The sequence below is a fragment of the Microbacterium sp. ZW T6_19 genome (assembly GCF_044987465.1).
Lineage (GTDB): Bacteria > Actinomycetota > Actinomycetes > Actinomycetales > Microbacteriaceae > Microbacterium > Microbacterium natoriense_A.
Window position 1 is genome coordinate 35582 of sequence record NZ_JBJDRH010000003.1, and the last position, 24498, is coordinate 60079.

The window sequence follows — 24498 nt, forward strand, 5'->3', positions numbered from 1 at the left end:
GTGTCGATTCGAGGACGGCGGGGCCGTCAGCGGGATGCCGGAGCGTCGATGTCGGTCGACGCCCCGGGGAAGAGCGACCACGAGAACTCGTGCAGCCGACCGGTGACGTCGTCGGCCGAGAGGGCGCGCTCGATGATGATGCGCGCCTGCCGCTCGTAGAAGTCGGTCGGGCCGACCGTCGTCAGTGTGGGAGCGATCAGCCGGGCGTCCGGCGTGTTGCCGACGCCGACCACGGCGACGTCGTGCGGCACACGAAGCCCCAGCATGTGCGCGGCGTTGATGGCCGCGATGGCCGCGAAGTCGGTGGTCGCGTAGACCGCATCCGGGCGGTTCTCGCTCGACAGCAGCCGCACGGCTGCGGCGAAGGCGCTTGCCTGGGTCTCGGCGTAGGTCTCCGTCCACGCCGGATCGACGACGAGGCCTGCGGCCGACATCTTCTCGACGTACGGCGTGTACCGGGTCACCTGGGTGGAGGCCAGGCGCACGGCCCCCTCCGCCGCCAGGCATCCGATCCGGGTGCGGCGCTCGATCAGGTGATCCATCGCGAGCTCGCAGCCCGGGATGGCGTCCGAGCGCACGACGTCGAAGCCGTCTGGTTCGAGGTGCTCCGAGAAGACCACGAGCCGCTGCCCGCGACGCACGAGGTCGCGCAGCTTCTCTTTCGCGACCTCGTCGAGTCCGACGCCGTCGAGATAGGCGACGTCGCTCTCCACCCGATCCAGTGCCGCGTGCCAGTCGCCGTCCGCGAGGATCAGCGTCGTGAGCCCGTGCTTGTTCGCCTCGGCGTTCACGGCATCGGCCACCGCGAGCGACCACGGGTCGCTGAGCATGTGCAGCGAGAGCTGCACCATGCCGCTGCGTCCGGTGCGGATCGCCCGTGCCGCGGTGTTCGGCCGGTAGTTCAGCTCCTCGGCTGCCGCGATCACCCGCGCCGCGGTGGCTTCGGCGACACCGGACCCGCCCGTCCCTGCACGTCCGGAGAACACGTACGAGACCGTCGCAGTCGACACGCCGGCCAGTTCGGCGACCATCCGAAGAGTGGGGCGGCGAGCATCCGTCTTCCTGCGCTGCACCATCGGTCAGCCCTTCGATCCGCTGAAGGCGATGCCCTGGATGAACTGCCGTTGCAGGATCATGAAGGTCACGAGCATCGGCAGCGTCGCGAGAAGGGCGCCCGCCATCAGCACGGGGTAGTCGGTGCCGTGGATGCCGACGAGCTGCGAGAGCCCGACCGAGAGCGGCATCTTTGCGGGATCCGTCGTCACGATCAGCGGCCAGAGCAGGTCGTTCCACGACCACAGCACAGTGAACACCACGAGAGCGATGATGCCAGGCTTCGCGAGCGGAACCATGATCCGCCAGAACGTCTGCCACGGATTCGCTCCGTCGATCCGCGCCGCCTCCTCGAGTTCGGCCGGCATCGACATGAAGAACTGCCGCATCAGGAACGTGCCGAACGCGCTGAAGATGCCGGGCACGATCAGGGCCTGCAGGGAGTTCAGCCAGCCGAGAGACTGGATGATCTCGTACTGCGGCAGCAGGTACAGCTGCGACGGCACCATGAGCACGGACAGGAACACCACGAACAGCGCGTTGCGGCCGGGGAACGGGATGCGCGCGAACGCATAGCCCGCCATGGTGCACAGCACCACCTGGCCGATCGTGCGCCCGACCGTGAGCAGCACGGAGTTCGCGAACATCTGCGCGAACGGCATCGATTCGAAGACCTCGGCGAAGTTCGTGAAGACCCATTCGCGAGGAAGGATGCTCGGCGGCACCTGCACAGAGTCGGACAGCGTCTTGAACGATGTCAGCAGCTGCCAGATGAAGGGGAACACCATGATCACGGCGCCGAGGCTCAGGAGCAGGTGCACGATCCAGAGGCCCCGGTTCTTCGGCTTCCCCGCGCGTGGCGTGCGCCCGGAGGGTACGCCGATCACGGCGCGCGTGTCGAGCGAGAGGTCACTCATAGTGCACCCACTTCTTCTGCAGGCGGAACTGGACGACGGTGAGCAGCAGGATGATCACGAGCAGCAGGAACGCGACAGCGGCGGCATAGCCGCGATCGTTGTCGAGGAAGCCCGCTTCGTAGAACAGGTACACCACGGTGCGGGTGTTCGGCATCGCCGGGTTGCTGCGTCCGAGCATCATGTAGATGAGGTCGAACACCTGCAGCGCGCCGATCACGCTGATCACGCTCACGAAGAAGATCGACGGCGACAGCATCGGGATCGTGATCGAGAAGAACTTGCGCACAGGGCCAGCGCCGTCGAGGTCGGCGGCCTCCATGATCGTGTCGGGGATGCCTTGCAGACCCGCGAGGAAGATGACGATGTTGGTGCCGAGGCCCGCCCAGATCCCGACGACGGCGATCGCGACGAGCGCGGTGCTCGGATCGGTGAGCCAGCTGCGGCCTTCGACGCCGACGGCTCCGAGCGCCGCGTTCAAGACGCCGTAGTCGCCGTTGTAGATCATCCGCCATACGAGCGCGATCGCCGCCGGCATCGTGACGACGGGAATGAAGTACAGCGTGCGATAGGCGCTGCGTCCCTTGAGTCCGGTGGTGTTCAAGAGGGCGGCGATCGCGACGGCGAGTGGAATGCCGATCAGAGCGATCACGGTGTAGATCGCGGTGTTGCGCAGCGCCCCGATGAGCTCGGGGTCCTGCAGAAGGCGGGCGTAGTTCTCGAAGCCCACCCACTCGGATCCGCCGAAGGGGCCCGACTTCGTGAACGAGATGATGAGGGTGCGCACGGTCGGCCAGAGGTAGAAGACCGTGATGCCGAGTGCGGTGGGACCGATGAAGACCAGTGCCCACCACGGCGAGGCACCGGGGTTGCGCCGCCGGCGGCGGATGCCGGGGCTGGGGGCCTCCGGCATCCGCCCCTCCGACGTGCGCGCGTGGGGCGCGACGACGCTCATGGAGGTCCTTACTTCTTCTGCTCGTCGTCCAGCGCGGCCTGCATCTTCTCGGCGAGGTCCTTCAGGCCGTCCTTCGGCGTCACTGCGCCCGACCACACCTGAGACAGGATCTCGCTCTCGATGCTGGTCCACGCCGAGGTGTTCCTCGAGACGGGGTAGGGCACCGCGGTGTCGAGCGCGTCGATGTAGACCTGGAGGTCGTACTGCGGCAGCGCGTCGACCCACGCCTGCTGGGTGCCGTTGAACGCGGGGATCACGGTGCCGGTCTCGGCCTGGATCTTGGCCGCCTCTTCACCGGAGGCGAACGCGGCGAAGGCCTGGGCCTCTTCGAGATGCGCGCTCTTGGCGTTGGCGACGTTGCCGACGCCGTGGATCACGCTCTGGTTCCCGTCGGGGCCCGCCGGCAGCGGGGCGACGTCGACCTTGCCGCCGATGTCGGCGTTGTCGGCGTAGGCGATGGCCGCCCACGAGCCGTTCTGGAACATCGCGACCTTGCCTGAGAGGAAGAAGTCCTCGGGGTTGGTGTCGGTCATCTGCTGCGCCGTCGGCGAGGATCCGCTCTCGATGAGGTCCGTCCACAGCTCGATGCCCTCGAGCGCCTCAGGCGATCCGTATCCGCTCGTCGTGCCATCCGCGGATATGACCTCGCCTCCCGCCTGCGCGATCGAGTTGTAGTAGTTCTCCTGGCCGTACTGGCTGGCCGCGATGCCGTACTGGCCCTTCGCCGGGTCGGTCAGCTTCGCGGCGGCGGCGGTGAAGTCGTCCCACGTCCAACCCTCGTACGGGTAGGCGACGCCCGCGGCGTCGAAGAGCTCCTTGTTGTACCAGACGGCGACGGTGTCGAAGTCCTTGGGGGCGCCGTAGAGCTTGCCGTCGTAGGTGTAGAGGTCGATGAGACCCCGGGGGTAGTCGGAGGCCTCGATGCCGGAGTCGTCGAGGGGTGCGAGCTGCCCGTTGGACGCGTACAGCTGGAAGTTCGGACCGTTCATCCAGAACACGTCGGCCGCGGAGCCTCCCGTCGCCGCGGTCTGCAGTTTGGTGAAGTACTCCTTGTACGGCGTGACCTGGATGTCGATCGTGACGTTCGGGTGCTCCTTCTGGAACGCCTTCGCGATCTCCTCCATCGCCGGTTTCTGGTTCTCGTCCCAGATCGCGTAGCTGAGGGTGACGTCGCCATCGGCAGAACCGGAATCCCCTCCGGTGGACGACGAGCAGGCGCTCAGGGCGAGCAGGGCGGCCGCTGAGGCGGCAAGAGCGCCGAGGGTGCGGCGGGGGAGGCGAGCCATGGTGTCTCCTTTGACGGTTCTGAGGCTTCGAGTCGGGCGCAGCTCTGGGGGAACACGCTTGTTAAACGATTAGCAGTTAAACGATTAGCACGAATGTACCCGTTGTTGCGGATGGGCGCAACAGGCGGATCAGAGAGCGGAGCCGAGCGCGAGTCCGAGACCGGCGGCCAGCACCCCCAGCAGCAGGGTGCCGATCGCGTTGAAGGCGGATGCCGGGCGTTCGCCGTCGCGCCACAGAGCCACGGTGTCGAGCATCGCGGTGCTGAAGGTCGTGTATCCGCCGAGCAGACCCGCGCCGAGCAGGAACGCCTGGTCCGGGAGGGCAGTGGTCACGACGCCCAGCGCGAACGATCCGCTGAGGTTGACGACGAAGACGCCCCAGGGGAAGCGTCGACCTGCGAACCGCGCGACCCCGAGATCGACGAGGTAGCGCAGCGCCGCGCCGACTCCCCCGGCGAGCGCTGCGCCCACGAACAGCAGCGGACTCACGAGACGACTCCCCTCGGCGGCCGCTCCGCACGCGGACGGCCGAGGTGCAGACCGAGCGCTGCGCCTCCGAGCCCGAGGACGAGAGAGCCCGCGGCGTACACGACGGCGAGGAGCGGAGCATCCGCCCACAGCCCCACGGTTCCGGTCACGAATGCGCTGTACGTCGTGAACCCTCCGAGCGCTCCCGTTCCGAGCAGGAGCCGCAGGTCGGCGCGTGCCGGATCCGCGAGCCGCTCGAAGGGCCGTGCCATGAGGAGGCCGATCAGGAAGGCGCCGACGACGTTCGCGATCAGCACGGGCAGGACACCGGCGTCGGCGAGCAGCATCCCGAGCGCGATCCTGGCGGCGGTCCCCGCCGTGCCCCCGGCGACGACGAGGAGCACGCGGCGGAGATTCACCCTGTCACTGTAGTCGTCGCCGACACTCGCCGCCGGGTGCTGACAGCACCCGGTCGTGCTGTCAAGGCGGTGCGAGCGGCGCGCTCGACGGGTTGACTGTTCGCATGACCCCGCTCTGGAAACTCGGCCCGACCGTCCCCCTCGGCTCTCCGTTCGAGCCGGGCGCGCGCCACGACGTCGTGATCGTCGGCGCAGGACTCACCGGCCTCTCGACCGCCGTCATGCTGGCGGATGCCGGACTCGACGTGGCCGTGATCGACGCGGGGGTCGTGGCCGAACTCGCGACCGGCGCCAACACCGGCAAGCTCTCGCTGCTGCAGGGCAGCCGCCTCGCCGAGATCCGCCGGCATCATCCCGCGTCACTCGTGCGTGCGTACGTCGACGCGAACCGCGACGGCATGCAGTGGCTCCTCGAGTTCGCAGAGACCGCCGGCATCCCGTGCACGCGTCGCACCGATCACAGTTACGCCCAGGAACGCGCAGGCCTCGACGTCCTGCGTCGCCAGCACGCCGCGGCGCGCGAAGCGGGTCTCGCTGCGCGGATGGTCCAGCCCGCAGACCTCGACGTCCCCTTCCCCGCTCTCGGCGCGGTCGCTCTCGACGATCAGGCGACGATCGACCCGGTGCGGGTCACCCAGGCGCTGGCCCGCAGGCTGCTCGCCTCGGGCGGCACTCTGCACGAGCATGTGCGCGCGACAGGCGCGCATGCCCTCCCCGAGCCGCGCGTCGAGACGACCGCCGGTCCGCTGTTCGCTCACGACATCGTGCTCGCGACCGGCACGCCGTTTCTCGACCGCGGGCTGTACTTCATGAAGGTCCGCGGTCTGCGCTCCTACTGCGTCTCGTTCCGCACCTCTTCCCCCGTCCCCGAGGGCACGTTCATCTCGGTCGACGGCTCGACCCGATCGATCCGTGCCGTGGCGGAGACCGACGGTCCTGCGGACGCGGCTCAGCTGGTCGTCGGAGGAGGCGGACACCCGGTCGGACGCTCCGACGGCGAGACAGCGGCCATCGATGATCTCGTGGCGTGGACCCGCCGGCATTTCCCGGATGCCGAGGAGACGCACCGCTGGTCCGCGCAGGACTACGAGTCGCACAACCTCATCCCCTTCGTGGGGGCGATGCCTCGGGGCCTCGGACGGATCCGCTTCGCCACGGGCTATGCGAAGTGGGGCCTCACGAACGCGCCGGCCGCAGCGCAGCGGCTCACCGCCGAGATCCTCGGCACGCCGCGGCGCGAGCGCGCTTCGTGGATGACCGCGATCGGCACACGGCTCACGGTGCCTGCCGACCTGGCGAGAGGCGCGGCCGAGGGCGCGCGCGTCGCCGCTGCGGCCGCATCCGGCTGGGCCGACGCGGAGCGCCGAGCCGTACCCGTTCCGCAACCCGCGGAGGGCCAGGGCGTGGTGGCGAACAGGGCCGCTCGCCCCGTGGGCATATCGACGGTCGACGGGGTCACCCGGGCAGTGGATGCCGTGTGCACGCACCTGGGCGGTGTACTCGACTGGAACGACGCCGAGTGCACCTGGGACTGCCCGTTGCATGCGTCGCGCTTCGCTCCTGACGGGCGACGCCTCGAGGGACCCGCCGTGCACGATCTCGGCCGCGTGCCGCGGACACGGGCTGACTGACGAGATTCAGGGGCGCGCGGCATCCCATCCGTCCTGCGGCGTCTCGCAGGTCTCGCGGAACACGTACTGCGACACGAGCCGGCGCTCGCTGCTCTTCCAGTCGATCGCGGGCCGACGCTGCTCGGGCGGCACGTAACCCAGCCGGTAGACGGCCATGAGCTCGAGGTCGTCGGGCACCCGCAGCATCCGCACGATCTCGTCCCAGCGACCAGGCACCTCCATCGGGAAGGAGATGAACTGGATGCCCATACTCAGCTCGACCGTGGTGAGCCAGATGTTCTCCATGGCGGCCCCCATGCTGAACACGGAGTAGAACGACGAGAGCTGCCCTGGTCGGTACTCGCTGCGATCGAGCATGACGCCCAGCAGCAGCGGTGAGCCGGCGACGAGCCGACGGTTCTCCTCGCCCAACGTCTTCGGCACGCCGAAGGCGTTCATGAGCTTCTGGCCGCGTTTCGTGAAGACCTGTCCGGTGAACGGCCGCAGGGCCGCAGGCAGCTTGTCGAACAGCATCCCGCTGCGCTTTTCGTCCATCTCGGCCTGACTGAACCGGAAGTACGGCTTGTAGCGTTCGAAGAAGGTGCCGTTCGACATCGCCTCCGTCATGCTCTCTCCGGAGATGCGCGCGATCGCCTCGATCGTGTCGCGGTTCTCGATCACGACGAACCGCCACGGCTGGCTGTTCAGCTGCGACGGGGCGCGTCCGGCCGCCTCGAGCAGAAGGCGCTGATGCTCCTCGGACACGGGGTCGGGCAGGAACGGTCCGTTCGTGGTCTTGCGGCGGCGGATGGCGTCGAGCAGTTCCATGCGGTCACTTCCGGTCGAGGGGCAGCAGTGATGAGGCGACGCTCGCGAGATAGAAGGGCGCCGCGGCGAGCGCGATGAGCGGATGCCGTCGGCCTCGCGTCCCCGCATACGGGATCACGGCGAGCGGCACGACGGCCGGTGCGAGGGCGATCGCCGCGCGGCGGCCTGTGCGCGATCGCCAGGCGCAGACGAGGGCGACGGCAGTGGTCGCGCAGGTCACGACGTACAGCAGGTGATGCACCCAGCGGAACCGGCTCGTGTCGACGAGCCGTGCGGCCACGGCAGTGCCGAGCGCACAGTTCGCGGCATAAGCGGCCGTGGCTGCGACGACGATCGCCGTCGCTTCCGTACGATCCCGTCGGCCGACCATGGCCCCGACCCTACTCCAGCCACGCGTTTCGTCTCGCTCCGCTCGCTCAACGACCGGAGGCATCCGGTCGTTGAGCGAGAAGCGAAGCGACGAGACGAAACGCCTACAGGTTCGCCTCCGCGTACACGCGGAGCGCGTCGCGGACGAACTCCGCACCGTTCGTGCCGCCGGCGGACGTCGCGTAGTTCGCACCGAAGCGCGGATCTGCCACGTACATCTCGCCGAGCCCGATCACGTAGCCCTTGACGTCTCCGCCGGGCACAGCCGCGGGCGTGCCCGGGATGCCCGTGAGCCACTCGACGTGGCGACGCGCGATGGCCTGGGCCTCGTCGGATGCCGGATCGACGCCGCTCTCGGCGGCGGCGATCCAGTCGCGTCCGAGGTCGGACACGCGGCGCTGCCAGTCGGCGCGCTCGGCATCCGTCATCCCCTGCCACCAGCGGTTGCTGTCGGCGTAGGCCTTCTTGCCCCAGCGCTCCTCGACCTCCTCCTTGTACTGGGTGTGGTCGAAGCCGTCGAACATGTTCTCTGCCATGAGTTCTTCACCTCCTTCCAATGCTCCGATGGTGGATTCGACCGACGCGATCTGCCGCGCCAGCCGGGCCTGCTCCTCGCGGAGGAGCGCGAGGTGGGTCTTGAGTGCCGTTGCTTCGGCGCGCTCCCTGTGGAGCACCTCCGCGATCTGCGGCAGCCCGAGTCCGAGTTCGCGCAGCAGCAGGATCCGCTGCAGTCGCACGAGCGCCTGCTCGTCGTAGTGCCGATAGCCGTTGTAGGCGATGCGCGACGGCGGCAGCAGACCGATGTCGTCGTAGTGACGCAGCGTTCTGCTGGTGGTGCCGGCGAGCCGTGCGATCTCCTGGATCGACCAGTCCCTGGTTCCCATGTCGCCCTCCTTCCGTAGTGATATCTCCACGGTAGAAGTTGACGCTACGTCAATGTCAACCGGGAACATTCGCCGGTTCGTAACACGCGCGACGCGCATGCTCGATACCGTCGACACGTGACCCGCGCCACGCATCCCCTCGCCCTCGCCCCTGTGACCGCTCCGGAGACGTCGGCCGACGCGTTCGTCGCCGACTTCCTGCACAACCTCAATTTCGACCGTGGTGTCGCACTGTCGGCGTCGAGCGAGAACGATCGGTACTTCGCGCTCGCGCACACGGTCCGCGACTACCTAATGGCGCGATGGCTCGAGGATCTGCGCCGCCAGAAGGAGTCGCAGGCGAAGGGCGTCTGCTATCTCTCGGCCGAGTATCTTCTGGGCCGCCAGCTCGACAACAACCTTCTCGCCGGGGGGCTCGCCGACATCGCGCAGGAGGCGCTCGCATCGTGCGGCGTCTCGCTCGACGATCTGCGCCAGCACGAGGTGGAACCGGGGCTCGGCAACGGCGGCCTCGGCCGGCTCGCGGCCTGCTTCGTCGACTCGCTCGCGACGCTCGGCGTGCCGAGCATCGGCTACGGCATCCGCTACGAGTACGGGATCTTCCGGCAGACGTTCGTCGACGGCCAGCAGGTCGAGCAGCCGGATTCCTGGCTGTCGCTCGGCTCGCCGTGGGAGTTCGCCCGCCCGGAGGACGCGCAGACGATCGCCTTCGGCGGTCACACCGAGACCTATGACGACGAGGGCGTCACGCGCTCGCGCTGGGTGCCGGGGTGGAACGTGCAGGCGGTGCCGTACAACTACATGATCCCCGGCTTTCAGAACGGCCGAGTGAACACTCTCCGGCTGTGGAGCGCGGTGGCGACCAAGGCGTTCGATCTGCGGATCTTCAACTCGGGCGACTACGAAGAGGCGGTGCGCGCCCAGACGTACGCCGAGACCATCTCCAAGGTGCTCTACCCGGAGGACTCGACGCCGCAGGGCAAGGAGCTGCGCCTGCAGCAGCAGTACTTCTTCGTCGCGGCATCCATCCACGACTTCCTCGACAGCATGCTCCCCGGCGACTACGACCTCGCGAAGCTCCCCGAGCGCGTGATCTTCCAGCTCAACGACACGCACCCGGTAATCGCGGTTCCCGAGTTCATGCGCGTCCTCGTCGACGAGAAGAAGATGGACTGGGATGCCGCGTGGGCGATCACGCGGCAGTGCTTCGCCTACACGTGCCACACGCTGCTGCCCGAGGCCCTCGAGGTCTGGCCCGTCGAGCTGCTCGGCCGTCTGCTGCCACGACACCTCGAGATCATCTATCGGATCAACGAGGAGTTCCTGGATGCCGTGCGCGCCCGCTACGGCGACGACGAGATGCGCATCCGCAACATGTCGATCATCGCGGAGCATCCGGTCCGTTCGGTCCGGATGGCGTACCTCGCGACGGTCGCGGGGGCGAAGGTCAACGGCGTCGCCGAACTGCACTCGCAACTGCTGCGCGACAAGGTGCTCAGCGACTTCGACGACTTCTTCCCCGGCAAGTTCACCAACGTGACCAACGGTGTCACGCCCCGTCGGTTCCTGCGCCTGGCGAATCCCGGGCTGTCGGGGCTCATCACCGAGGCGATCGGCGAGGGCTGGCTCACCGATCTCGAGCGCCTGCGCGAGCTGGAGCCGTTCGCCGACGACGCCGGGTTCCGCGCCTCCTTCGCCGAGGTCAAAGCCGCGAACAAGCGTCGGCTGAACGACGTGCTCCGTGAACGAGACGGATTCGAGGTGAGCGACGGTCACATGCTCGACGTGATGGTGAAGCGCCTGCACGAGTACAAGCGGCAGCTTCTGAAGGTGCTGCATGTGGTCTCGACCTACGAGGGCGTGGTGTCTGGGCGGGTCGCGGCATCCGATGTCCAGCCGCGCACCGTGATCTTCGGGGCGAAGGCCGCACCGGGATACACGATGGCCAAGCGGATCATCCATCTGATCAACGCGGTGGGATCGATCGTGAACAGCGACCCCCGGCTCGAAGGGCGCCTGAAGGTCATCTTCCCGCCGAACTACAACGTGACCCTCGCCGAACGGGTCATCCCCGCCGCCGACCTCTCCGAACAGATCTCGCTCGCCGGAAAAGAGGCCTCGGGCACCGGCAACATGAAGTTCGCCCTCAACGGCGCCCTGACGATCGGCACCGATGACGGCGCCAACGTCGAGATCCGCGAACTCGTCGGCGACGACCACTTCTTCCTCTTCGGCATGAGCGAACCCGAGGTCGAGACGCTCAGCGCACGCGGATATCGGCCCAGCGAGTTCTACCAGGCCGATGCCGGGCTCCGGGCCGCGATCGATCTGATCGCCTCAGGGGCGTTCTCACGCGGCGATCGCTCGGTCTTCGAGCCGGTCGTGTCGAATCTTCTCTACGAAGATCGGTTCATGGTGCTCGCCGACTACGCCTCGTACATCGCGGCCCAGGAGCGGGTGGATGCCGCGTACGCCGATCAGGAGGCGTGGACCCGCTCGGCCGTCCTCAACGTCGCCCGCACCGGATTCTTCTCCTCGGACCGATCGATCCGCGACTACATCGACCGCATCTGGCACACCCCGCCGCTGGCCTGACCCGCCCCGCCGGCCTCCCGCGCATCCACTTCGCACTCGGGACGTCTGCAGGGGCCGGGCACGTCTGCAGGAGCATCCCCCCGTTCGTGTCCTGCATTCGTGCGCCGATCCTGCAGACGTTCCGAGAAATCGCGATGCGTCTTGACCAAATCGAGCTATATCGTGTTACGCTGTTCAAACGCGATATAGCGCGATTCCGAACAAGGAGAAGCAACATGACCGAGAAGTGGCTCATCGCCCCGGGCGAGGAACGCGTGATCGACATCGAGAACGTGACCCGTCTGAAGATCGGGCTCGTCGGCGGGCAGGTCGACGTGATCGCCCATGACGAGCCCGGCATCCGCATCGAGGTGCACGGCGTCACCACCAAGGACCTTCGCATCGAGTCGATCGACGGCCAGGTCGAGATCGATCACCCGCAGCTGGGGTGGGACAACTTCCTCGAGGTGTTCCGCAACTTCGGCGCCGGCGGCCCCAAGGCCGAGGTCAGCGTCGCCGTCCCCCGCTCGATCGCCCTGAACCTGGGCGTGGTCAGCGCCGGTGCGCTCGTCTCCGGCATCCGCAACGATGCCCGGCTGAGCACCGTCTCGGGCGACATCATCGTCGACACGCTGATCGGCGACCTCTCGATCAACACCGTCTCGGGCGACGTGCAGGTGCGCGGCCTGACCGGGTCGATCAACGCCAACAGCGTCTCGGGTGATGTCGCCGCCACGGGAACGATCCGCAAGGCGACCGTCGACATCGTGTCGGGGACGACCATGATCGATGCAGCAGGAGACGTGAACGCCATCAACGTGAACTCGGTCTCCGGCGGCACGACCGTGCGGCTCGACGAGTCCCTCGCGGCCAACTACGTGATCCGCTCGATGAGCGGACGCATCCTCGTCGACGGAGTCGAGCGAGGATCGAGCGGTCCCAGCAACTTCACCGGTTCGACCGGTGAACTCGCCGGACGCTTCGTCGACCTGCGCGCGAACTCCGTCTCCGGCGGGGTGACCGTGCTGCGCCGCGCGACCGAGTCGATCGTGAACGACCCGGAGTGGGAAGCATGAGCCCGGCAGTCTTCTCCCACGGCGACCTGCGCCTGTACCTGCTCGCGCTGATCGCGGAGTCCCCGCAGCACGGCTACGGCATCATCCAGGCCCTCACCGACCGGACGGGCGGCACATACACGCCCAGCGCCGGCACGATCTACCCGCGACTGGCGAAGCTCGAAGAGGAGGGCCTCGTCACGAAGACCGTCGACGGCCGCACCACGATCTACACGATCACCGACGCCGGACGGGCCGAGGTCACGGCGCGCGAGGGCGAACTCGCGGGCATCGAGGCCGGGCTCACCGATTCGGTACGGCTGATCGCGAACGAAGTCCGCCAGAGCGTGCAGGAGGCGATGAAGAGCCTCCGCGCCGATCTCGCCAGCGCGGCGCGCGACGATCGCGCGTCGTCGAAGACCCGCCCGCGCACTCCCGCAGACGACGAGCGGATCGTCAGCCGCGAAGAGATCCATCGGGCGGATGCCGTCATCAACGCGTTTCGCGCCAGGGTGCGCACCGATCTGCGCACGCATGTCGCGCGCGGCGGCGTGCTGCCGGCATCCATCGTCTCCGAGCTCGAAGACGGCCTGGAGGCGGCGTCCAAGGGCGTCACCGCCGCGCTGGCCGCGCTGCAGGCACCCGGTCGTTGAGGGAGCGACCTCTCCACGCCGGTCGTTGAGCGAGCGAAGCGAGACGAAACGCGGAATCAGTCGTAGGACCGATTCCGCGTTTCTTCTCGTCGCTGAGCTCCTCGCCCAACGACCAGAGAGCTACTCGACCCAGATGTCCTTCTGGGTGTCCGGAACAGGCTCTTCCAGGGGCACCACGAGCACCGAACGATGCTGACGGTGTGCCAGGCGCGCGGCGACCGATCCGGTGAAGAACTCGCGGATCGACTCGCCGATGCCGCGCTTGCGCGTGCCGACGACGATCAGCTGCGCGTCGAGCTTGTTTGCGAGCTGCTTGATCGCGATGGCGGGGTCGCCGACGAGCTGGCGAGCGGTCCAGGTGAGTCCGGTGCTGTCGAGCACAGCGGATGCGGTGGCCTGCACGGCTTCGAACTCCGCAGCTCCGGCTTCGAAGTTGATGTCGATCGGAGCGGAGTGCACGTAGCCGTCGGGGTCTTCGTAGGTGACGAACCGAGTGACGTCGACGTGCACGACGACCAGGGGCGCGCCGAGGAGGCGCGCGTACTTCATGGCTTCGTCCAGCACGTGCTGCGACTGGTCGGGCTGCAGCCCGACGATCACCGCTTTCTGCAGAGCCGCGTTCTGTGCGGCTTCCTCGCTCGGCGCAGAGGGGTTGTCGGTCATGAGAATCGCTCCCTTCACCAGGCGGGCTACAGCAAGAGGGTCTTACCCGCGTGCTATTCTGAATGCTACTCTTACCGGCTTCGCGCCGGTGTCCTGAAACGCGCCGGGACTCACCACCCGGCTGCTGACTCGTGAGGGGGTCTCGCGCATGGGCCGTGGCCGTCAAAAGGCGAAGCACACCAAAATCGCCCGCGAACTCAAGTCGTTCAGTCCGTCTGTGAACTATTCGGCGCTGGAACGAGAACTCGGGCACCCGAGCGACGACTCGGAACCCGAGTACGTCGACAAGTGGGCCGATGAGTACGCCGACGAAGACGAGGACGAACTAGAGAAGGCCTGACCGCCTCTTCTGCTCGTCGTCTCCCCCGCGCGTTGCGCGGGGGTTTCGTCGTACCCGGAGGTCTTTCGCTCCACCGTCCGCGTCGACTCCGCCTTCCCCTTCTTGTCATCCCTTCTTGACGCCCCTCCGCACCGGTGTCGACAGGGAGTCCCGTGAATATCGAGGGGCCCGGACGGCGGGAGAGCACGGGCACGGGCGAACCACCGCGACAGGAAGAACCCTCCGCGATCGCCCGCGCCGGCATCCGATAAGCGAATGTCAGCGCTCCCCTCGGCTGCCTCGAATTCTCTTGTTTCGATTGCATTTCTGAGCTTGTGAACGCAAACATTTTCTGATTTGATGTGCAGAGCGATCGACGCCGCACGCGGTGTCGGGCCCCCGCCCTGGGGGGATATGCAGGAACATGACCTCAAAGAGGAGAACAGCATGGCAACCACCCGCTTCACCCGCACCGCCGCCATCGTCGCGGTCGGCGCCGTGTCGGCCTTCGGCCTCGCCGCCTGCTCGTCCGGCGACAGCGGCGAAGACGCTTCCGGCGAGCCGGTCACGATCGAGTATGTGCACCGCCTTCCCGATGGCGACGGCATGACCAAGATCGACGATGTCGTCGCGCGGTGGAACGACGAGCACCCCGACATCCAGGTCACGGCGACGAAGTTCGACGGCAAGTCGAGCGACATGATCCTCAAGCTCGAGACCGACATCAAGGCGGGCAACGGCCCGTGCCTTGCGCAGACCGGGTACGCCGAAGTCCCGCAGCTCTACGTCAAGGGTCTGCTGCAGGATGTCGCGGATGAGGCGAAGAAGTACGAAGACGACTTCTCGGCCGGCGCTTTCAGCGGCATGAAGGTCGGCGACGCGATCGTCGGGCTCCCGCAGGACACCGGACCCCTCGTGTACTTCTACAACGAGACCGCGTTCACGGCCCTCGGCCTGGAGGCCCCGAAGACCCTGGACGACCTGACCGCCGACTCCGTCGTCGCATCCGCCGCGGGCAAATACGTCACCGCCTTCACGCCGGACGAGGCGACGAACTGGCTCGCCGGCCAGTCGGCGGCCGCCGGCGACACCTGGTTCTCGACCGCCGGCGACGAGTGGAAGGTCGACGCCGAGGGCGCGGGCTCCCAGCGGGTCGCCGCGTTCTGGCAGGGCCTGCTCGACAGCAAGCAGACCCTCGCGACCGAGCGCTGGGGCGAGGGCTTCACGGCCGCGCTCAACGACGGCAGCCTCATCGGACACGTCGGCGCGGCGTGGGAAGCCGGCTTCCTCCTCGACTCGCTCGACGGCACCCCTGCCGAAGGCCAGTGGCGGGTCGCGCAGCTTCCGGACTTCGGCGCGGGCGCCCTCAGCGGCCCGGACGGCGGTTCCGGCGTATCCGTCATGAAGGGCTGCGAGCACCCCGCCGAGGCCATGGAGTTCAACGCGTGGCTCAACACCCAGGTCGACGACCTCGCGTCGCAGGGCCTCGTGGTCGCCGCCAAGGGCAGCGTGAAGACCCCTGACAAGATGCTGCGCCAGTTCGGCGGACAGGACGTCCTCGCCGAGCTCGCCACCGCGACCGAGAACCTGAACCCCGACTTCCCCTACGCTCCCGGGTTCTCGACGCTGTCCACGATGAACGAGACCGCGGCAGCCGCTGTCGCCGGCACCGCGAAGGTCGCCGACATCTTCACCACCGCACAGGACACGGCCGTCTCCTCTCTGAAGGATCTCGGCCTTCCCGTCGCGGAATGACCGTCGGACAAGGCATCATCTGATGATCGACGGCGGAGTGCAACCACGAGGCGCACTCCGCCGTCGTCATGAAACGAGAGGCGCACGCATGGTCACCGTGACCGACAGCCGGGTCACCCCGAAGACCCCGGCCCCGCACCTGCCCGCCAAGAGACGCCGCGGCACGGGCATCCGACGCGAAGGACTCACCGGCTGGCTGTTCATGCTGCCGTTCGCGGTGCTCTTCGTCGTCGTGTTCCTCGTGCCGATCATCGTGTCCGTGCGCTCGGCGTTCTTCGCGCAGGTGCCGTCAGGCGGCGGCCTCTACGGCGGCGGCGAACTGGTCGACGCCTTCGTCGGCTTCGACAACCTCGTGATGGCGGCCACGAACGGCGCCTTCTGGGCCGGGATGGGCCGGGTCGTCCTCTTCGCGGCGATCCAGATCCCGTTCATGATCATCGGCGCCCTCGCCCTCGCTCTGCTCCTGGACTCGTTCATCGTCCGTCGACCCGCGCTGTTCCGCCTCTCGTTCTTCCTCCCCTACGCCGTTCCGGGCGTCATCGCCGCGATGATGTGGCTCTACCTCTACACGCCTCAGGTCTCGCCGTTCCTCCCGTTCCTCCCCGAGGGCACCGACCTGATGTCGCCGCAGACGATCCTGTTCTCGATGGCGAACATGACGACCTGGACCTACACCGGCTACAACATGCTGATCTTCCTGTCGGCGCTGCAGGCCGTGCCGCGCGATCTGTACGAGGCGGCGCGTCTCGACGGTGCGTCCGGCTTCCAGGTCGCGATGCGCATCAAGGTCCCGCTCGTGCGCGGAGCCGCTCTGCTGGCCGTGCTGCTGTCGATCATCGGCACGATCCAGCTGTTCAACGAGCCGGTGATCATGGAGGCCGCGAACTCGTGGATGGGCAAGGACTTCACTCCGATGATGCTCACCTACAACTCGATGATGGGCGAGATCTCGCCGTCAGGCAGCGGTCCCGCCTCCGCCTACTCCCTCCTCATGGCCCTGATCGCGGGCGTCCTCGCGATCGGCTACGCACTCCTGCAGCGCCGAAAGGGTGACGCATGACCACCACACGACTCGTCACCGTCCCCCCGGCATCCGCTCGCCGATCCCGCAAGCCGCAGGCGGCGGATGCTCCGCCCCCGTCGATCGCGCCCGGTCCCGTCGCGCGCACCTTCGGAATCATCGCTCTCATCATCGCGACGCTGTACTTCCTCGTCCCCGTGTACTGGCTCGTCGTGGCGTCCACCAAGAGCAACACCGATCTCACCTCGACCTTCGGCTTCTGGTTCGCCGACGGAAATCTCGGCGCGAACTACGACAGCCTGATGGGCTGGACGCAGGGGCTGTTCTGGCGCTGGGTGGGGAACTCGTTGTTCTACTCGGTGAGCGCCGGGGTCATCGGCACCCTGTTCGCCGTGATGGCCGGCTACGCGATCGCGAAGTTCGCGTTCCCGGGGAAGAGGATCGCTGTCGGCGTGATCATGGCAGGGCTCCTGCTGCCGGTCGCGCTGCTGACAGTTCCGCTGTACATCGAGTTCCACTCGCTCGGCCTCACGAACACCGCCTGGGCGATCATCATCCCCTCGGCTGTCTCACCCTTCGGCGTTTTCCTCGGCATGGTCTACGCGCAGTCGTCGGTGCCGACCGAGCTGCTGGAGGCCGCACGAATCGACGGCGCGGGTGAGGCACGGATCTTCTTCACGATCGTCCTGCGTCTGCTGGGACCGGCGATGGTGACGATCTTCCTGTTCATCTTCGTGGCGACCTGGAACAACTTCCTGCTGCCGCTCATGATGATCTCCAGCGCGGATCTCAAGCCGGTCACCCTCGGCCTGTACGGCATGATGAGTTACTTCTCCCCCGACAAGGGCGCTGTCATGCTCGGCGCTCTGCTCGGCGTCATCCCGCTGATCATCCTGTTCTTCACCCTGCAGAGGTATTGGCGCTCCGGCCTCGCGGCCGGCGCCGTGAAGGGCTGAGACACTCTCCCCACACGCGTGGCGGGGGGACCCTCCCCATCTCCCCGCCACGCCGGTTCGGGAGGAGAAAGCGCGTTCGGGAGGACCCGCCACGCGGAATCCTCCTCCCGAGCGTGAGAACTCCTCCCGAAGCAGCGTCTCCTCCCGGGCGTGAGTTCCCCTCCCCGACAGGGCGGATGCCGCGGCAACCGGCTCCTGTTAGAGTCGGGCTGTGGGAACAATATGCTCTGCGCCCGTGACGGGGCGCTTCTTCACTTTCCGCGACCGCCGCGCCTGACGGCGCGCTCGCATCCGCTCGATTGAGCGCGCCGTCCCTCCGAGACGTCATCACGCACCTCGGACCGGCGCTTCCGCATACCCGCGACCCGGCCTCTCCGCGGTGCTCCAGAACCTTTCCTTGGAGCGCTCCCATGCCTCGTTCCCTTCACGGCGGCCGCCATGAACTCGGCCAGAACTTCCTCGTCCACCGACCAACCATCGACGCCGTCATCGCCCTCGTCGACGCGACCACCGGGCCCATCCTCGAACTCGGGGCTGGTGACGGCGCCCTCACGCGCCACCTCGCGTCGACCCGCCGGCCGCTCACGGCGATCGACCTCGACGAGCACCTGGTGCGGCGCCTCGCACGCGCCCTCCCGCACGTGCGCGTCATGCACGCCGATGCGCTGCGGCATCCGCTCGACGCGCCCGTCGTCGTCGGCAACGTGCCATTCCACCTCACGACGCCGATCCTGCGGCGCCTGCTCTCGGAGCGCCGGTGGGATCACGCCGTGCTCGTCACCCAGTGGGAGGTCGCCCGCAAGCGCGCCGGCGTCGGAGGCGGGACGATGATGACGGCGCAGAGCGCACCGTGGTTCGAGTTCTCCCTGCGGGGGCGGGTGCCCAGCTGGGGTTTCGCGCCCCGGCCCGGCGTCGACGGCGGCATCCTCACGATCACCCGACGCGGATCGCCCCTCGTGCCGCACGCCGAGAGACGCGCGTACGAGAGGTTCGTCCGTGACGTGTTCACCGGGCGCGGCGCCGGCGTCGAGAGCATCGTCAGGCGGATTGCGCCGACGAGAGCCGCGACCGTTCGGCACGCCCTCGCCGCGGCGGAGGCGCCGCCGCGCGCACTGCCCCGCGACCTGACCGCAATGCACTGGGCCTCGCTGTGGGCGGCGGTGCGCGGCGCACGATGATCGCCTCCCCGGCGCGGAGCGGCGGATCGGAAACGCGTCCGCGCGCCGTCCTCGGCGACGTCTCCGATCCGCGATCGCGTGGACGCCGGACCATGCACGACGCGGCCCGGAGGAATCATCCTCCGGGCCGCGTCGTGCTGCGGATCTGCGGATCAGCTCAGCCGACGCCGCCTCGTCCACAGCACCGCACCGAGGGCCAGCAGACCCAGAGCGGACGCCGCCACGGCCGACCACAGCGAACCATCGGCTCCCGTCGTGGCGAGATCCGCTCCGAAGCCCGTGCCCGCACCGGGCGCGGCCGTGACCGCCAGCCCGGCCGATGCGAGTTCGACGCCCTCGGCATCCGTCGCGACGAGCGTGTGGGCACCCGCCGGGGTCGAGGCGGGAACCGTGATCGACAGCACCGCCTCGCCGTCATCGGACACCGTCGCCTCGCCGACCTTGACTGGCTCGGAGTGCAGCCACAGCTGCACGAGCTGACCGGGCTCGAATCCGCCCAGCTGCACGGTCAGCGTGCCGCCGGAGCGCACCGTCCCGACCGACGGGGTGATCCTCGGGTCCTTGGCCGGCTTGGCCTTCTTGACCTTCAGCTCCGCGCTCGCGAGCTCGGCTCCTGAGCCGTCCTTCACGATGACGCGGTGCGTGCCGATCTCGGCATCCGCCGGGATGAGCAGCGGCGTGCTGAGCGCACCGTCGGTGTCGACCGCGGCATCCGCGATCTTCGCGTCATCGAGCCAGAAGGACACCGCCGAGGACGGGGCGAAGCCGGTCAGGGCGGCCCCGACCGTCTCTCCCGCCCGCACCGAATCGGCGTCGAGAGCGAGCGCCGGGTCGGTCGCGGGGGTGCACTCGCCCAGGTCGTCGGCCGGACGCGCCTTCGGGGCATGACCGTCCTTCGGCGCGGGCGTGCCGTAGATCGCCATCTCCGCGATCGCCGCGAACTGCGTGCCCGAGATCGACGAGGTCGCGGTGACCCTGACGTACCGCGCCGAGACGGAGGCGAAGTCCACATCCTGCCAGTCTGCGATGTTCTTCCACTCGCCGGAGACCACGTCAGCGTACGTCTGCCCGTCGGTCGACACCGCCACCTGATAGCCCTTGATCGGGCCGTTCTGGTTGGCTCCGCGGCGCAGATACGAGATACCGTCGACCTGCTCCGCGCTGCCGAGATCGAAGGTCACGACGTGCGGATACGAGGTGGCGTTCTCGCTCCAACGGCTGTGCCAGAAGGTGCCGGCCTGGCCGTCGAGCATGTTGGCGGCCTTGCCGTCCTCCCCCTCTGTCTCCTCAGAGCTGGCGGACGCCGTGATCTGCGCATTCGAGATGCGGGCGCGCGCCGCGATCGAGGTCTGCTGCACGGTCGAGACGGTGCGCACGTCGCACTCCACGAGATAGGTCGCCGAGATTCCGATTCCGACGGCCCCGCCCGCGGCGGCGGCCGGGGCCGTGACCAGCCAGGTGGTGTCGACGCTCTCGCCCGGCGCGACCGAGTCGAACAGGTTCGACGAGCCGTCCGCGACCTCGACCGCATATCCTTCGGGCAGCTCGAGCTGCACGCCGATGTTCTCGGCGGTGAGCTCCTCGCTGTTCGTGAAGGTCGTCGTGAACGTCGCCTGGGCTCCGGGGTTCAGCACCGCGGTTCCACCCGACACCGTCGCGCACGGCGTGCCGCCGGAAGTCGGCCCGAGATCGGCGACCGTGAAGTCGTCGAGGACGAAGTCGACGTCGGCCCCGCCGGTGCGCTCGAGTCCGACCCAGGTGTAGTCGCCGCATCCGACGATCACGTCCTGGCTGAACGCCGCGGTCTCCAGCGCCTGCTCGATCGGCGTACGGCTGAGCGTGGTCGAGGCGACCTCGCCTCCCGTGACGGCGTCCGTGCCCGTGAGCCATCGGTAGGACCCGCTCGCTCCGGCCTGGTAGTCGAAGCCGATGCGGTAGGTGTGCCCGGCTTGCAGGGGCACGAGCGTCGGGTCGGTGCGATAGACGAGACCGTTGTTCTCGGAGTGCGACAGCAGCGAGTGCTCGCCGTTCAACGTCGAATCGACCGCAAGACCGGCCAGCGCGCCGCCAGGAGCGAACGGTGAAGCCGTGTTGCGCCACTCGCTGCTCGTGTACGGCTCGTGACGACGCGAGATGCTCGTGCGGGGGTCCTCGATGCCGCCGGCGTCACCCTTCACGAACGGACCCCAGCCGGCCTGATCGCCCTCGAAGTCGTTCGAGTACACGGCGCCCGCCGCCGCAGGAGCGGTGGTGTCGACCATGACTCGGGCGTTGTCGACGCGGACCTTCGCGTCGCCGGCGGCAGCCGCGACCGAGACGGTCACCTGGCCGGATGCCGGAGCGAGGAACGAGACGGCGCCGCGCTGGTAGTGCTGTCCGGACTTCGAGTCCGCTCTCATGTAGTTGGTCGTCGGCGAGAGGCTCCACGTGCGCTGCACGGCTCCGGCTCCGCCGTCCACGGCGACCATGACGTCGCGTGTGGTCGTGGGGTCGATCTGCACCTGTGCCGAGAACGAGTAGCGCTGCCCCGGCGTGAGACCGGTGACCGTCTGGCTGATCGACGACGCGGGCGATCCGAGCACGACGATGTTGTCGCCTCGCGAGGCGTTCTTGGCCGTGCCCTCGTCCGTGCGCGCGAGCGTCACGTCTCCGATCGGATGCCACACGTCGAGCGAACCGGAGTTGAAGCCGGGGTCGTCGAGTCCGGCGTCGTGATACTCGGCCGCGGCGCGCTGCGCCCCGCCTTGAGGAACGACGACATAGGCGGCGCCCTTCTCTCCTGTGATCGTGAGCTTTCCGTCGGCCGCGTTCACGGTACCGGTCTTCTGCCGGCCCTGGTCACCCAGCCGGAAGACGTCGAACGCGGTGTTGCCGCTGAAGGCGTCGGTGAGGCCGAAGGTCTTCTCGCCGCCAGAGGCGGAGTAGAAGTACATCTTGTCGGCATCCACCGGGGATCCCGCATCCGCGTGCGAGTCGAGGCTCTGCCACGGCAGCAGGTACGAATCGCCCCGGAGCACTGTGTCACCGCCCATCGTGATGACGCGCGTGCTGCCGTCCATGGAGATCTTCACGTCGTCGGTGAGCGTCGCGCTCTGCCCGGCCTTGTAGCTGAGCAGATCGAAGTGCTGGATGAACTTCGTCGGCAGGCTCTGAGACCAGATGTTGTCGATGAAGCCGTCCCAGTTCTTGTTGCCCTGCCAGCCCTCGGCGTCGATCAGTCGCTGCTGGCCGAGGAGCGGGTCGTTGTTCCAGATGTCGGCCTGGCCGTTCTGGATGAAGCGCACCATCGTCGAGTTGATGCCCTTGTTCGTCACCCCGCCGTAGCTGAGATCGTTCGGCCAGTGCGACCAGACCGTGTTGTCGACGAACTTGTCACCCCACTCGGTCGCGACCTCGAGGCCCATTCCGTGCAGCTCGTCTGCGAGCTCTTCGGCGACCCAGCCGTTGGAGAAGTACACGTCGATGTACACGCCGCTGAGGCCAGGGACCTCGTCGCGCAGCTCGTGGAAACGGTCGATCACCCGGCCGGAACCGAGGTCGGCCTGCTGGTTGATGTAGTACGACTGATCGAGCCAGTTCCACCCCGGCTTGTAGGGGGCGGCGCCGTCGATGATCGCCGAGTCGAAGGCGTTCGCCTGCGGGTACATCTCGGTGGCGTTGACGTGCACGCTCATGTCGGCGTTGAGCTTGCCGCCTTCGTCGACGAGGTGGTTGAGGCCGGCGACCCCACCCGCCCGCTCGTTGAAGTTGTCGCCGTAGTCGGTGTTGGCCGAGTCGTGGCCCTCGCTGCCGAAGCCTTTGTTGAGCACCCACTGGCCCAGGCCGTCGGTCTGGTTGGCGATGCGCTTGGTGTTGTCGAGGGTCAGGTCGAAGTAGTTCGTCGCACTGGAGGCGAAGTTGAACGGGATGCGGCTGACGACGCGCTCCGGGACTCGGTCCGCGCCGAGACGAGGTGCGTCGATCTCGCGGTAGCGGATGCCGGCATCCTGCCAGTCCACGACATCGTCGCCATTGCGGTCGCCGGCGAACAGCACGGTGACCTTCGGCAGCTCGTACGTGGTGACTCGGCTGTCGACCGCGGTCGTCGGGTGGATGAGCCAGCTGTTCGACGCGATCTCTGCCGTGCGGCCGTCGACCTCGGTGACTCGCGTGAGCAGCCTGGTGTTCCACGATGGTGTTGCGCCTGAGGCCTGCGTGGTGGCGTTCGTGATCACACCGCCGATGACCTCGCCGTTGCCGAGGAACGCGAACGATGCGCCCTTCTGCCCGGTCGGGGTCGTGCCGTTCAGCGCGATGTGCTCGTCGGCGTTCTTCGTGCTGTCAGGGCTGATCACGGTGCGGTCGAGCGTCGATCCCGGGTCTGCCGAACTCGTCGAGAGGAAGGCGTTGTCGGGCAGCCCGAGGGTGTTGACGGGCGCCGATCCCTCGACGGCGGTCACCTCGAAGGCGACGGTTCCGTCGCCCGCGACGCGGATGCTGCTGCGCACTGTGACGTCGATCCCCGTCAGCCGTGAGACGTAGTCGATGCCGGAGGCCGAGGGCGCCGACGTGGTCTGGGACGCGTAAGAGGTGCCGTTCACGGCCCACTTGCCGCTCGATGCACGCTGGCCCCCGATGGTCGTGCCGTCGATGTCGTAGCCCACGATCTGCGGGAAGGTCTTCGAGACTGTCGCCGTGGTGCCGCCGGCGGCGATCTGCACGGTGTCGCCGGCCGGCGGGTTGCCCGGGTCGGTGGCGACCGGGGGAAGCGCCTGGTCCGAGAAGATCTCGATCTCGCCGGCGCCGCCGCCGTTGCCCGCGGGGTCCTGGGCGTCGAGCACGACGAGAGCGACGTATCGCCCGGTCTTCGCCGTGGCGAGCTCGATGCGCTGCTTCTCGTCGTTGGCGGTCGGAGCGTGCAGGGCAGCCGTCCCCACGGCCGCTCCCCACCCGCCGTCCTTCGGCGAGGCCGTCGCCACCGCCGCATCATCGGTCACGTAGACCTCGACGTTCTTGGCGTCGATGCGCTGACCCTTCTTGCCCGAGTAGTCGAGCGCCTTGATCGAGATCGGACGCTGCAGGTCGATCGAGAGCCAGTGCGGCGCGGGTGCCGGCACGGTGTAGCGCGAGACCCACTGGGTCGCATAGTCGCCGTCGAAGGCGCCGAGCGCGGTGCCGTCGAGGGCCGGTGGTGCCGGGTAGGCATCGGACTCGCTCGACACCGCCGCCAGTCGGTAGTCGGTCTTGGGCACGGGGATCAACGCGGCCGCCTGCGCGGGCACGGCTTGCAGGGCGACGCCGCCGAGCACGAGCACGGACGTCAGCAGCGTGCTGACGATGCGTGTCGCGCGGGGAGGTCGGGATGGATTCGACACGATTGCCTCTCGGACGGGCAGGTGCTCGGAGAGGGAGTCGCTCCGATGCGCCCTGGCTGTAGTCATCGTTCGCACGATGTTTGCGCAATCAACATATGGGATGTGCCCCGTGAATATCAAGGGCAACTGCCTAGCTAGCGCAAACATTCTGGATCCTGAATCCTCGAGCAGGAACACGACAGGC

Annotated in this window: 20 protein-coding genes; 9 read left to right on the forward strand and 11 right to left on the reverse strand. The window is 67.9% G+C overall.

Going from position 1 to position 24498, the window contains the following annotated elements; translation table 11 throughout:
- Positions 1-26: 26 nt before the first annotated feature.
- From ACI3KT_RS05205 to ACI3KT_RS05230, 6 genes are all read right to left on the reverse strand, one after another.
- On the reverse strand, positions 27-1076 hold the full coding sequence (locus ACI3KT_RS05205; protein ID WP_404902916.1) for a LacI family DNA-binding transcriptional regulator: 1050 nt from the start codon (positions 1074-1076) through the stop codon (positions 27-29).
- A gap of 3 nt (positions 1077-1079) precedes the next feature.
- Positions 1080-1970, reverse strand: coding sequence for a carbohydrate ABC transporter permease (locus ACI3KT_RS05210; protein WP_404902918.1), 891 nt, complete (start codon positions 1968-1970; stop codon positions 1080-1082).
- A complete protein-coding gene (locus tag ACI3KT_RS05215) occupies positions 1963-2922 on the reverse strand; it encodes a carbohydrate ABC transporter permease (protein WP_404902920.1) in 960 nt (319 codons plus the stop codon). The genes ACI3KT_RS05210 and ACI3KT_RS05215 overlap by 8 nt, the downstream gene beginning before the upstream one ends.
- An 8-nt stretch (positions 2923-2930) precedes the next feature.
- Complete coding sequence (locus ACI3KT_RS05220; protein ID WP_404902921.1) at positions 2931-4208, reverse strand: ABC transporter substrate-binding protein; 1278 nt, start codon at positions 4206-4208, stop codon at positions 2931-2933.
- A 129-nt stretch (positions 4209-4337) separates the two neighbouring features.
- On the reverse strand, positions 4338-4697 hold the full coding sequence (locus ACI3KT_RS05225; protein WP_292907523.1) for a CrcB family protein: 360 nt from the start codon (positions 4695-4697) through the stop codon (positions 4338-4340).
- Entirely contained in the window at positions 4694-5095 is a 402-nt protein-coding gene (locus tag ACI3KT_RS05230; RefSeq protein ID WP_307294115.1) for a CrcB family protein, read from the reverse strand. The genes ACI3KT_RS05225 and ACI3KT_RS05230 overlap by 4 nt, the downstream gene beginning before the upstream one ends.
- A 104-nt stretch (positions 5096-5199) precedes the next feature.
- On the opposite strand from ACI3KT_RS05230, the gene ACI3KT_RS05235 reads away from it, so the two are divergent.
- Positions 5200-6726: an FAD-dependent oxidoreductase gene (locus ACI3KT_RS05235; RefSeq protein ID WP_404902922.1), complete on the forward strand. Its 1527-nt coding sequence runs from the start codon at positions 5200-5202 to the stop codon at positions 6724-6726.
- A 6-nt stretch (positions 6727-6732) separates the two neighbouring features.
- On the opposite strand, the gene ACI3KT_RS05240 is transcribed toward ACI3KT_RS05235, so the two are convergent.
- The 3 genes from ACI3KT_RS05240 to ACI3KT_RS05250 form a co-directional block, all read right to left on the reverse strand.
- Positions 6733-7533, reverse strand: coding sequence for a nitroreductase family protein (locus ACI3KT_RS05240; RefSeq protein WP_404902924.1), 801 nt, complete (start codon positions 7531-7533; stop codon positions 6733-6735).
- A gap of 4 nt (positions 7534-7537) precedes the next feature.
- On the reverse strand, positions 7538-7903 hold the full coding sequence (locus tag ACI3KT_RS05245) for a hypothetical protein (protein ID WP_404902925.1): 366 nt from the start codon (positions 7901-7903) through the stop codon (positions 7538-7540).
- A 103-nt stretch (positions 7904-8006) separates the two neighbouring features.
- Positions 8007-8786, reverse strand: coding sequence for a MerR family transcriptional regulator (locus ACI3KT_RS05250; RefSeq protein ID WP_307294109.1), 780 nt, complete (start codon positions 8784-8786; stop codon positions 8007-8009).
- Between the two features lie 117 nt (positions 8787-8903).
- On the opposite strand from ACI3KT_RS05250, the gene ACI3KT_RS05255 reads away from it, so the two are divergent.
- The 3 genes from ACI3KT_RS05255 (at position 8904) to ACI3KT_RS05265 (ending at position 13068) form a co-directional block, all read left to right on the forward strand.
- Entirely contained in the window at positions 8904-11381 is a 2478-nt protein-coding gene (locus tag ACI3KT_RS05255) for a glycogen/starch/alpha-glucan phosphorylase (protein WP_404902927.1), read from the forward strand.
- Between the two features lie 215 nt (positions 11382-11596).
- A complete protein-coding gene (locus tag ACI3KT_RS05260) occupies positions 11597-12436 on the forward strand; it encodes a DUF4097 family beta strand repeat-containing protein (protein ID WP_307294105.1) in 840 nt (279 codons plus the stop codon).
- Entirely contained in the window at positions 12433-13068 is a 636-nt protein-coding gene (locus ACI3KT_RS05265) for a PadR family transcriptional regulator (protein WP_307294103.1), read from the forward strand. The genes ACI3KT_RS05260 and ACI3KT_RS05265 overlap by 4 nt, the downstream gene beginning before the upstream one ends.
- A 120-nt stretch (positions 13069-13188) precedes the next feature.
- On the opposite strand, the gene ACI3KT_RS05270 is transcribed toward ACI3KT_RS05265, so the two are convergent.
- Positions 13189-13731 carry a universal stress protein gene (locus tag ACI3KT_RS05270; RefSeq protein WP_307294102.1) on the reverse strand — a complete coding sequence of 181 codons (543 nt, stop codon included), beginning with the start codon at positions 13729-13731 and terminating at the stop codon, positions 13189-13191.
- Between the two features lie 148 nt (positions 13732-13879).
- Here ACI3KT_RS05270 and ACI3KT_RS05275 point away from each other — a divergent pair, with 148 nt between their 5' ends.
- From ACI3KT_RS05275 to erm, 5 genes are all read left to right on the forward strand, one after another.
- Complete coding sequence (locus ACI3KT_RS05275) at positions 13880-14071, forward strand: DUF3073 domain-containing protein (RefSeq protein WP_045256918.1); 192 nt, start codon at positions 13880-13882, stop codon at positions 14069-14071.
- Positions 14072-14497: 426 nt separating this feature from the next.
- The gene (locus ACI3KT_RS05280) at positions 14498-15805 is read left to right on the forward strand and encodes an ABC transporter substrate-binding protein (RefSeq protein ID WP_404902928.1); all 1308 of its coding nucleotides are present in this window, start codon (positions 14498-14500) and stop codon (positions 15803-15805) included.
- Between the two features lie 88 nt (positions 15806-15893).
- Entirely contained in the window at positions 15894-16865 is a 972-nt protein-coding gene (locus tag ACI3KT_RS05285) for a carbohydrate ABC transporter permease (protein ID WP_404902930.1), read from the forward strand.
- On the forward strand, positions 16862-17782 hold the full coding sequence (locus ACI3KT_RS05290) for a carbohydrate ABC transporter permease (RefSeq protein WP_292907497.1): 921 nt from the start codon (positions 16862-16864) through the stop codon (positions 17780-17782). Before ACI3KT_RS05285 ends, ACI3KT_RS05290 begins: the two co-directional genes overlap by 4 nt.
- A 410-nt stretch (positions 17783-18192) precedes the next feature.
- On the forward strand, positions 18193-18960 hold the full coding sequence (gene erm, locus ACI3KT_RS05295; protein ID WP_404902931.1) for a 23S ribosomal RNA methyltransferase Erm: 768 nt from the start codon (positions 18193-18195) through the stop codon (positions 18958-18960).
- A gap of 152 nt (positions 18961-19112) precedes the next feature.
- Here erm and ACI3KT_RS05300 read toward each other — a convergent pair whose 3' ends face one another.
- Entirely contained in the window at positions 19113-24314 is a 5202-nt protein-coding gene (locus tag ACI3KT_RS05300; RefSeq protein ID WP_404902932.1) for an endo-alpha-N-acetylgalactosaminidase family protein, read from the reverse strand.
- Between the last annotated feature and the right edge of the window lie 184 nt (positions 24315-24498).

What these genes read in the sequence shown, in the direction of transcription:
- ACI3KT_RS05205 (WP_404902916.1), bottom strand. Translation starts at nt 1,076, where the DNA reads ATGGTGCAGCGCAGGAAGACGGATGCTCGCCGCCCCACTCTTCGGATG.
- ACI3KT_RS05210 (WP_404902918.1), bottom strand. Translation starts at nt 1,970, where the DNA reads ATGAGTGACCTCTCGCTCGACACGCGCGCCGTGATCGGCGTACCCTCC.
- ACI3KT_RS05215 (WP_404902920.1), bottom strand. Translation starts at nt 2,922, where the DNA reads ATGAGCGTCGTCGCGCCCCACGCGCGCACGTCGGAGGGGCGGATGCCG.
- ACI3KT_RS05220 (WP_404902921.1), bottom strand. Translation starts at nt 4,208, where the DNA reads ATGGCTCGCCTCCCCCGCCGCACCCTCGGCGCTCTTGCCGCCTCAGCG.
- ACI3KT_RS05235 (WP_404902922.1), top strand. Translation starts at nt 5,200, where the DNA reads ATGACCCCGCTCTGGAAACTCGGCCCGACCGTCCCCCTCGGCTCTCCG.
- ACI3KT_RS05240 (WP_404902924.1), bottom strand. Translation starts at nt 7,533, where the DNA reads ATGGAACTGCTCGACGCCATCCGCCGCCGCAAGACCACGAACGGACCG.
- ACI3KT_RS05245 (WP_404902925.1), bottom strand. Translation starts at nt 7,903, where the DNA reads ATGGTCGGCCGACGGGATCGTACGGAAGCGACGGCGATCGTCGTCGCA.
- ACI3KT_RS05250 (WP_307294109.1), bottom strand. Translation starts at nt 8,786, where the DNA reads ATGGGAACCAGGGACTGGTCGATCCAGGAGATCGCACGGCTCGCCGGC.
- ACI3KT_RS05260 (WP_307294105.1), top strand. Translation starts at nt 11,597, where the DNA reads ATGACCGAGAAGTGGCTCATCGCCCCGGGCGAGGAACGCGTGATCGAC.
- ACI3KT_RS05265 (WP_307294103.1), top strand. Translation starts at nt 12,433, where the DNA reads ATGAGCCCGGCAGTCTTCTCCCACGGCGACCTGCGCCTGTACCTGCTC.
- ACI3KT_RS05270 (WP_307294102.1), bottom strand. Translation starts at nt 13,731, where the DNA reads ATGACCGACAACCCCTCTGCGCCGAGCGAGGAAGCCGCACAGAACGCG.
- ACI3KT_RS05275 (WP_045256918.1), top strand. Translation starts at nt 13,880, where the DNA reads ATGGGCCGTGGCCGTCAAAAGGCGAAGCACACCAAAATCGCCCGCGAA.
- ACI3KT_RS05280 (WP_404902928.1), top strand. Translation starts at nt 14,498, where the DNA reads ATGGCAACCACCCGCTTCACCCGCACCGCCGCCATCGTCGCGGTCGGC.
- ACI3KT_RS05285 (WP_404902930.1), top strand. Translation starts at nt 15,894, where the DNA reads ATGGTCACCGTGACCGACAGCCGGGTCACCCCGAAGACCCCGGCCCCG.
- ACI3KT_RS05290 (WP_292907497.1), top strand. Translation starts at nt 16,862, where the DNA reads ATGACCACCACACGACTCGTCACCGTCCCCCCGGCATCCGCTCGCCGA.
- erm (WP_404902931.1), top strand. Translation starts at nt 18,193, where the DNA reads ATGCCTCGTTCCCTTCACGGCGGCCGCCATGAACTCGGCCAGAACTTC.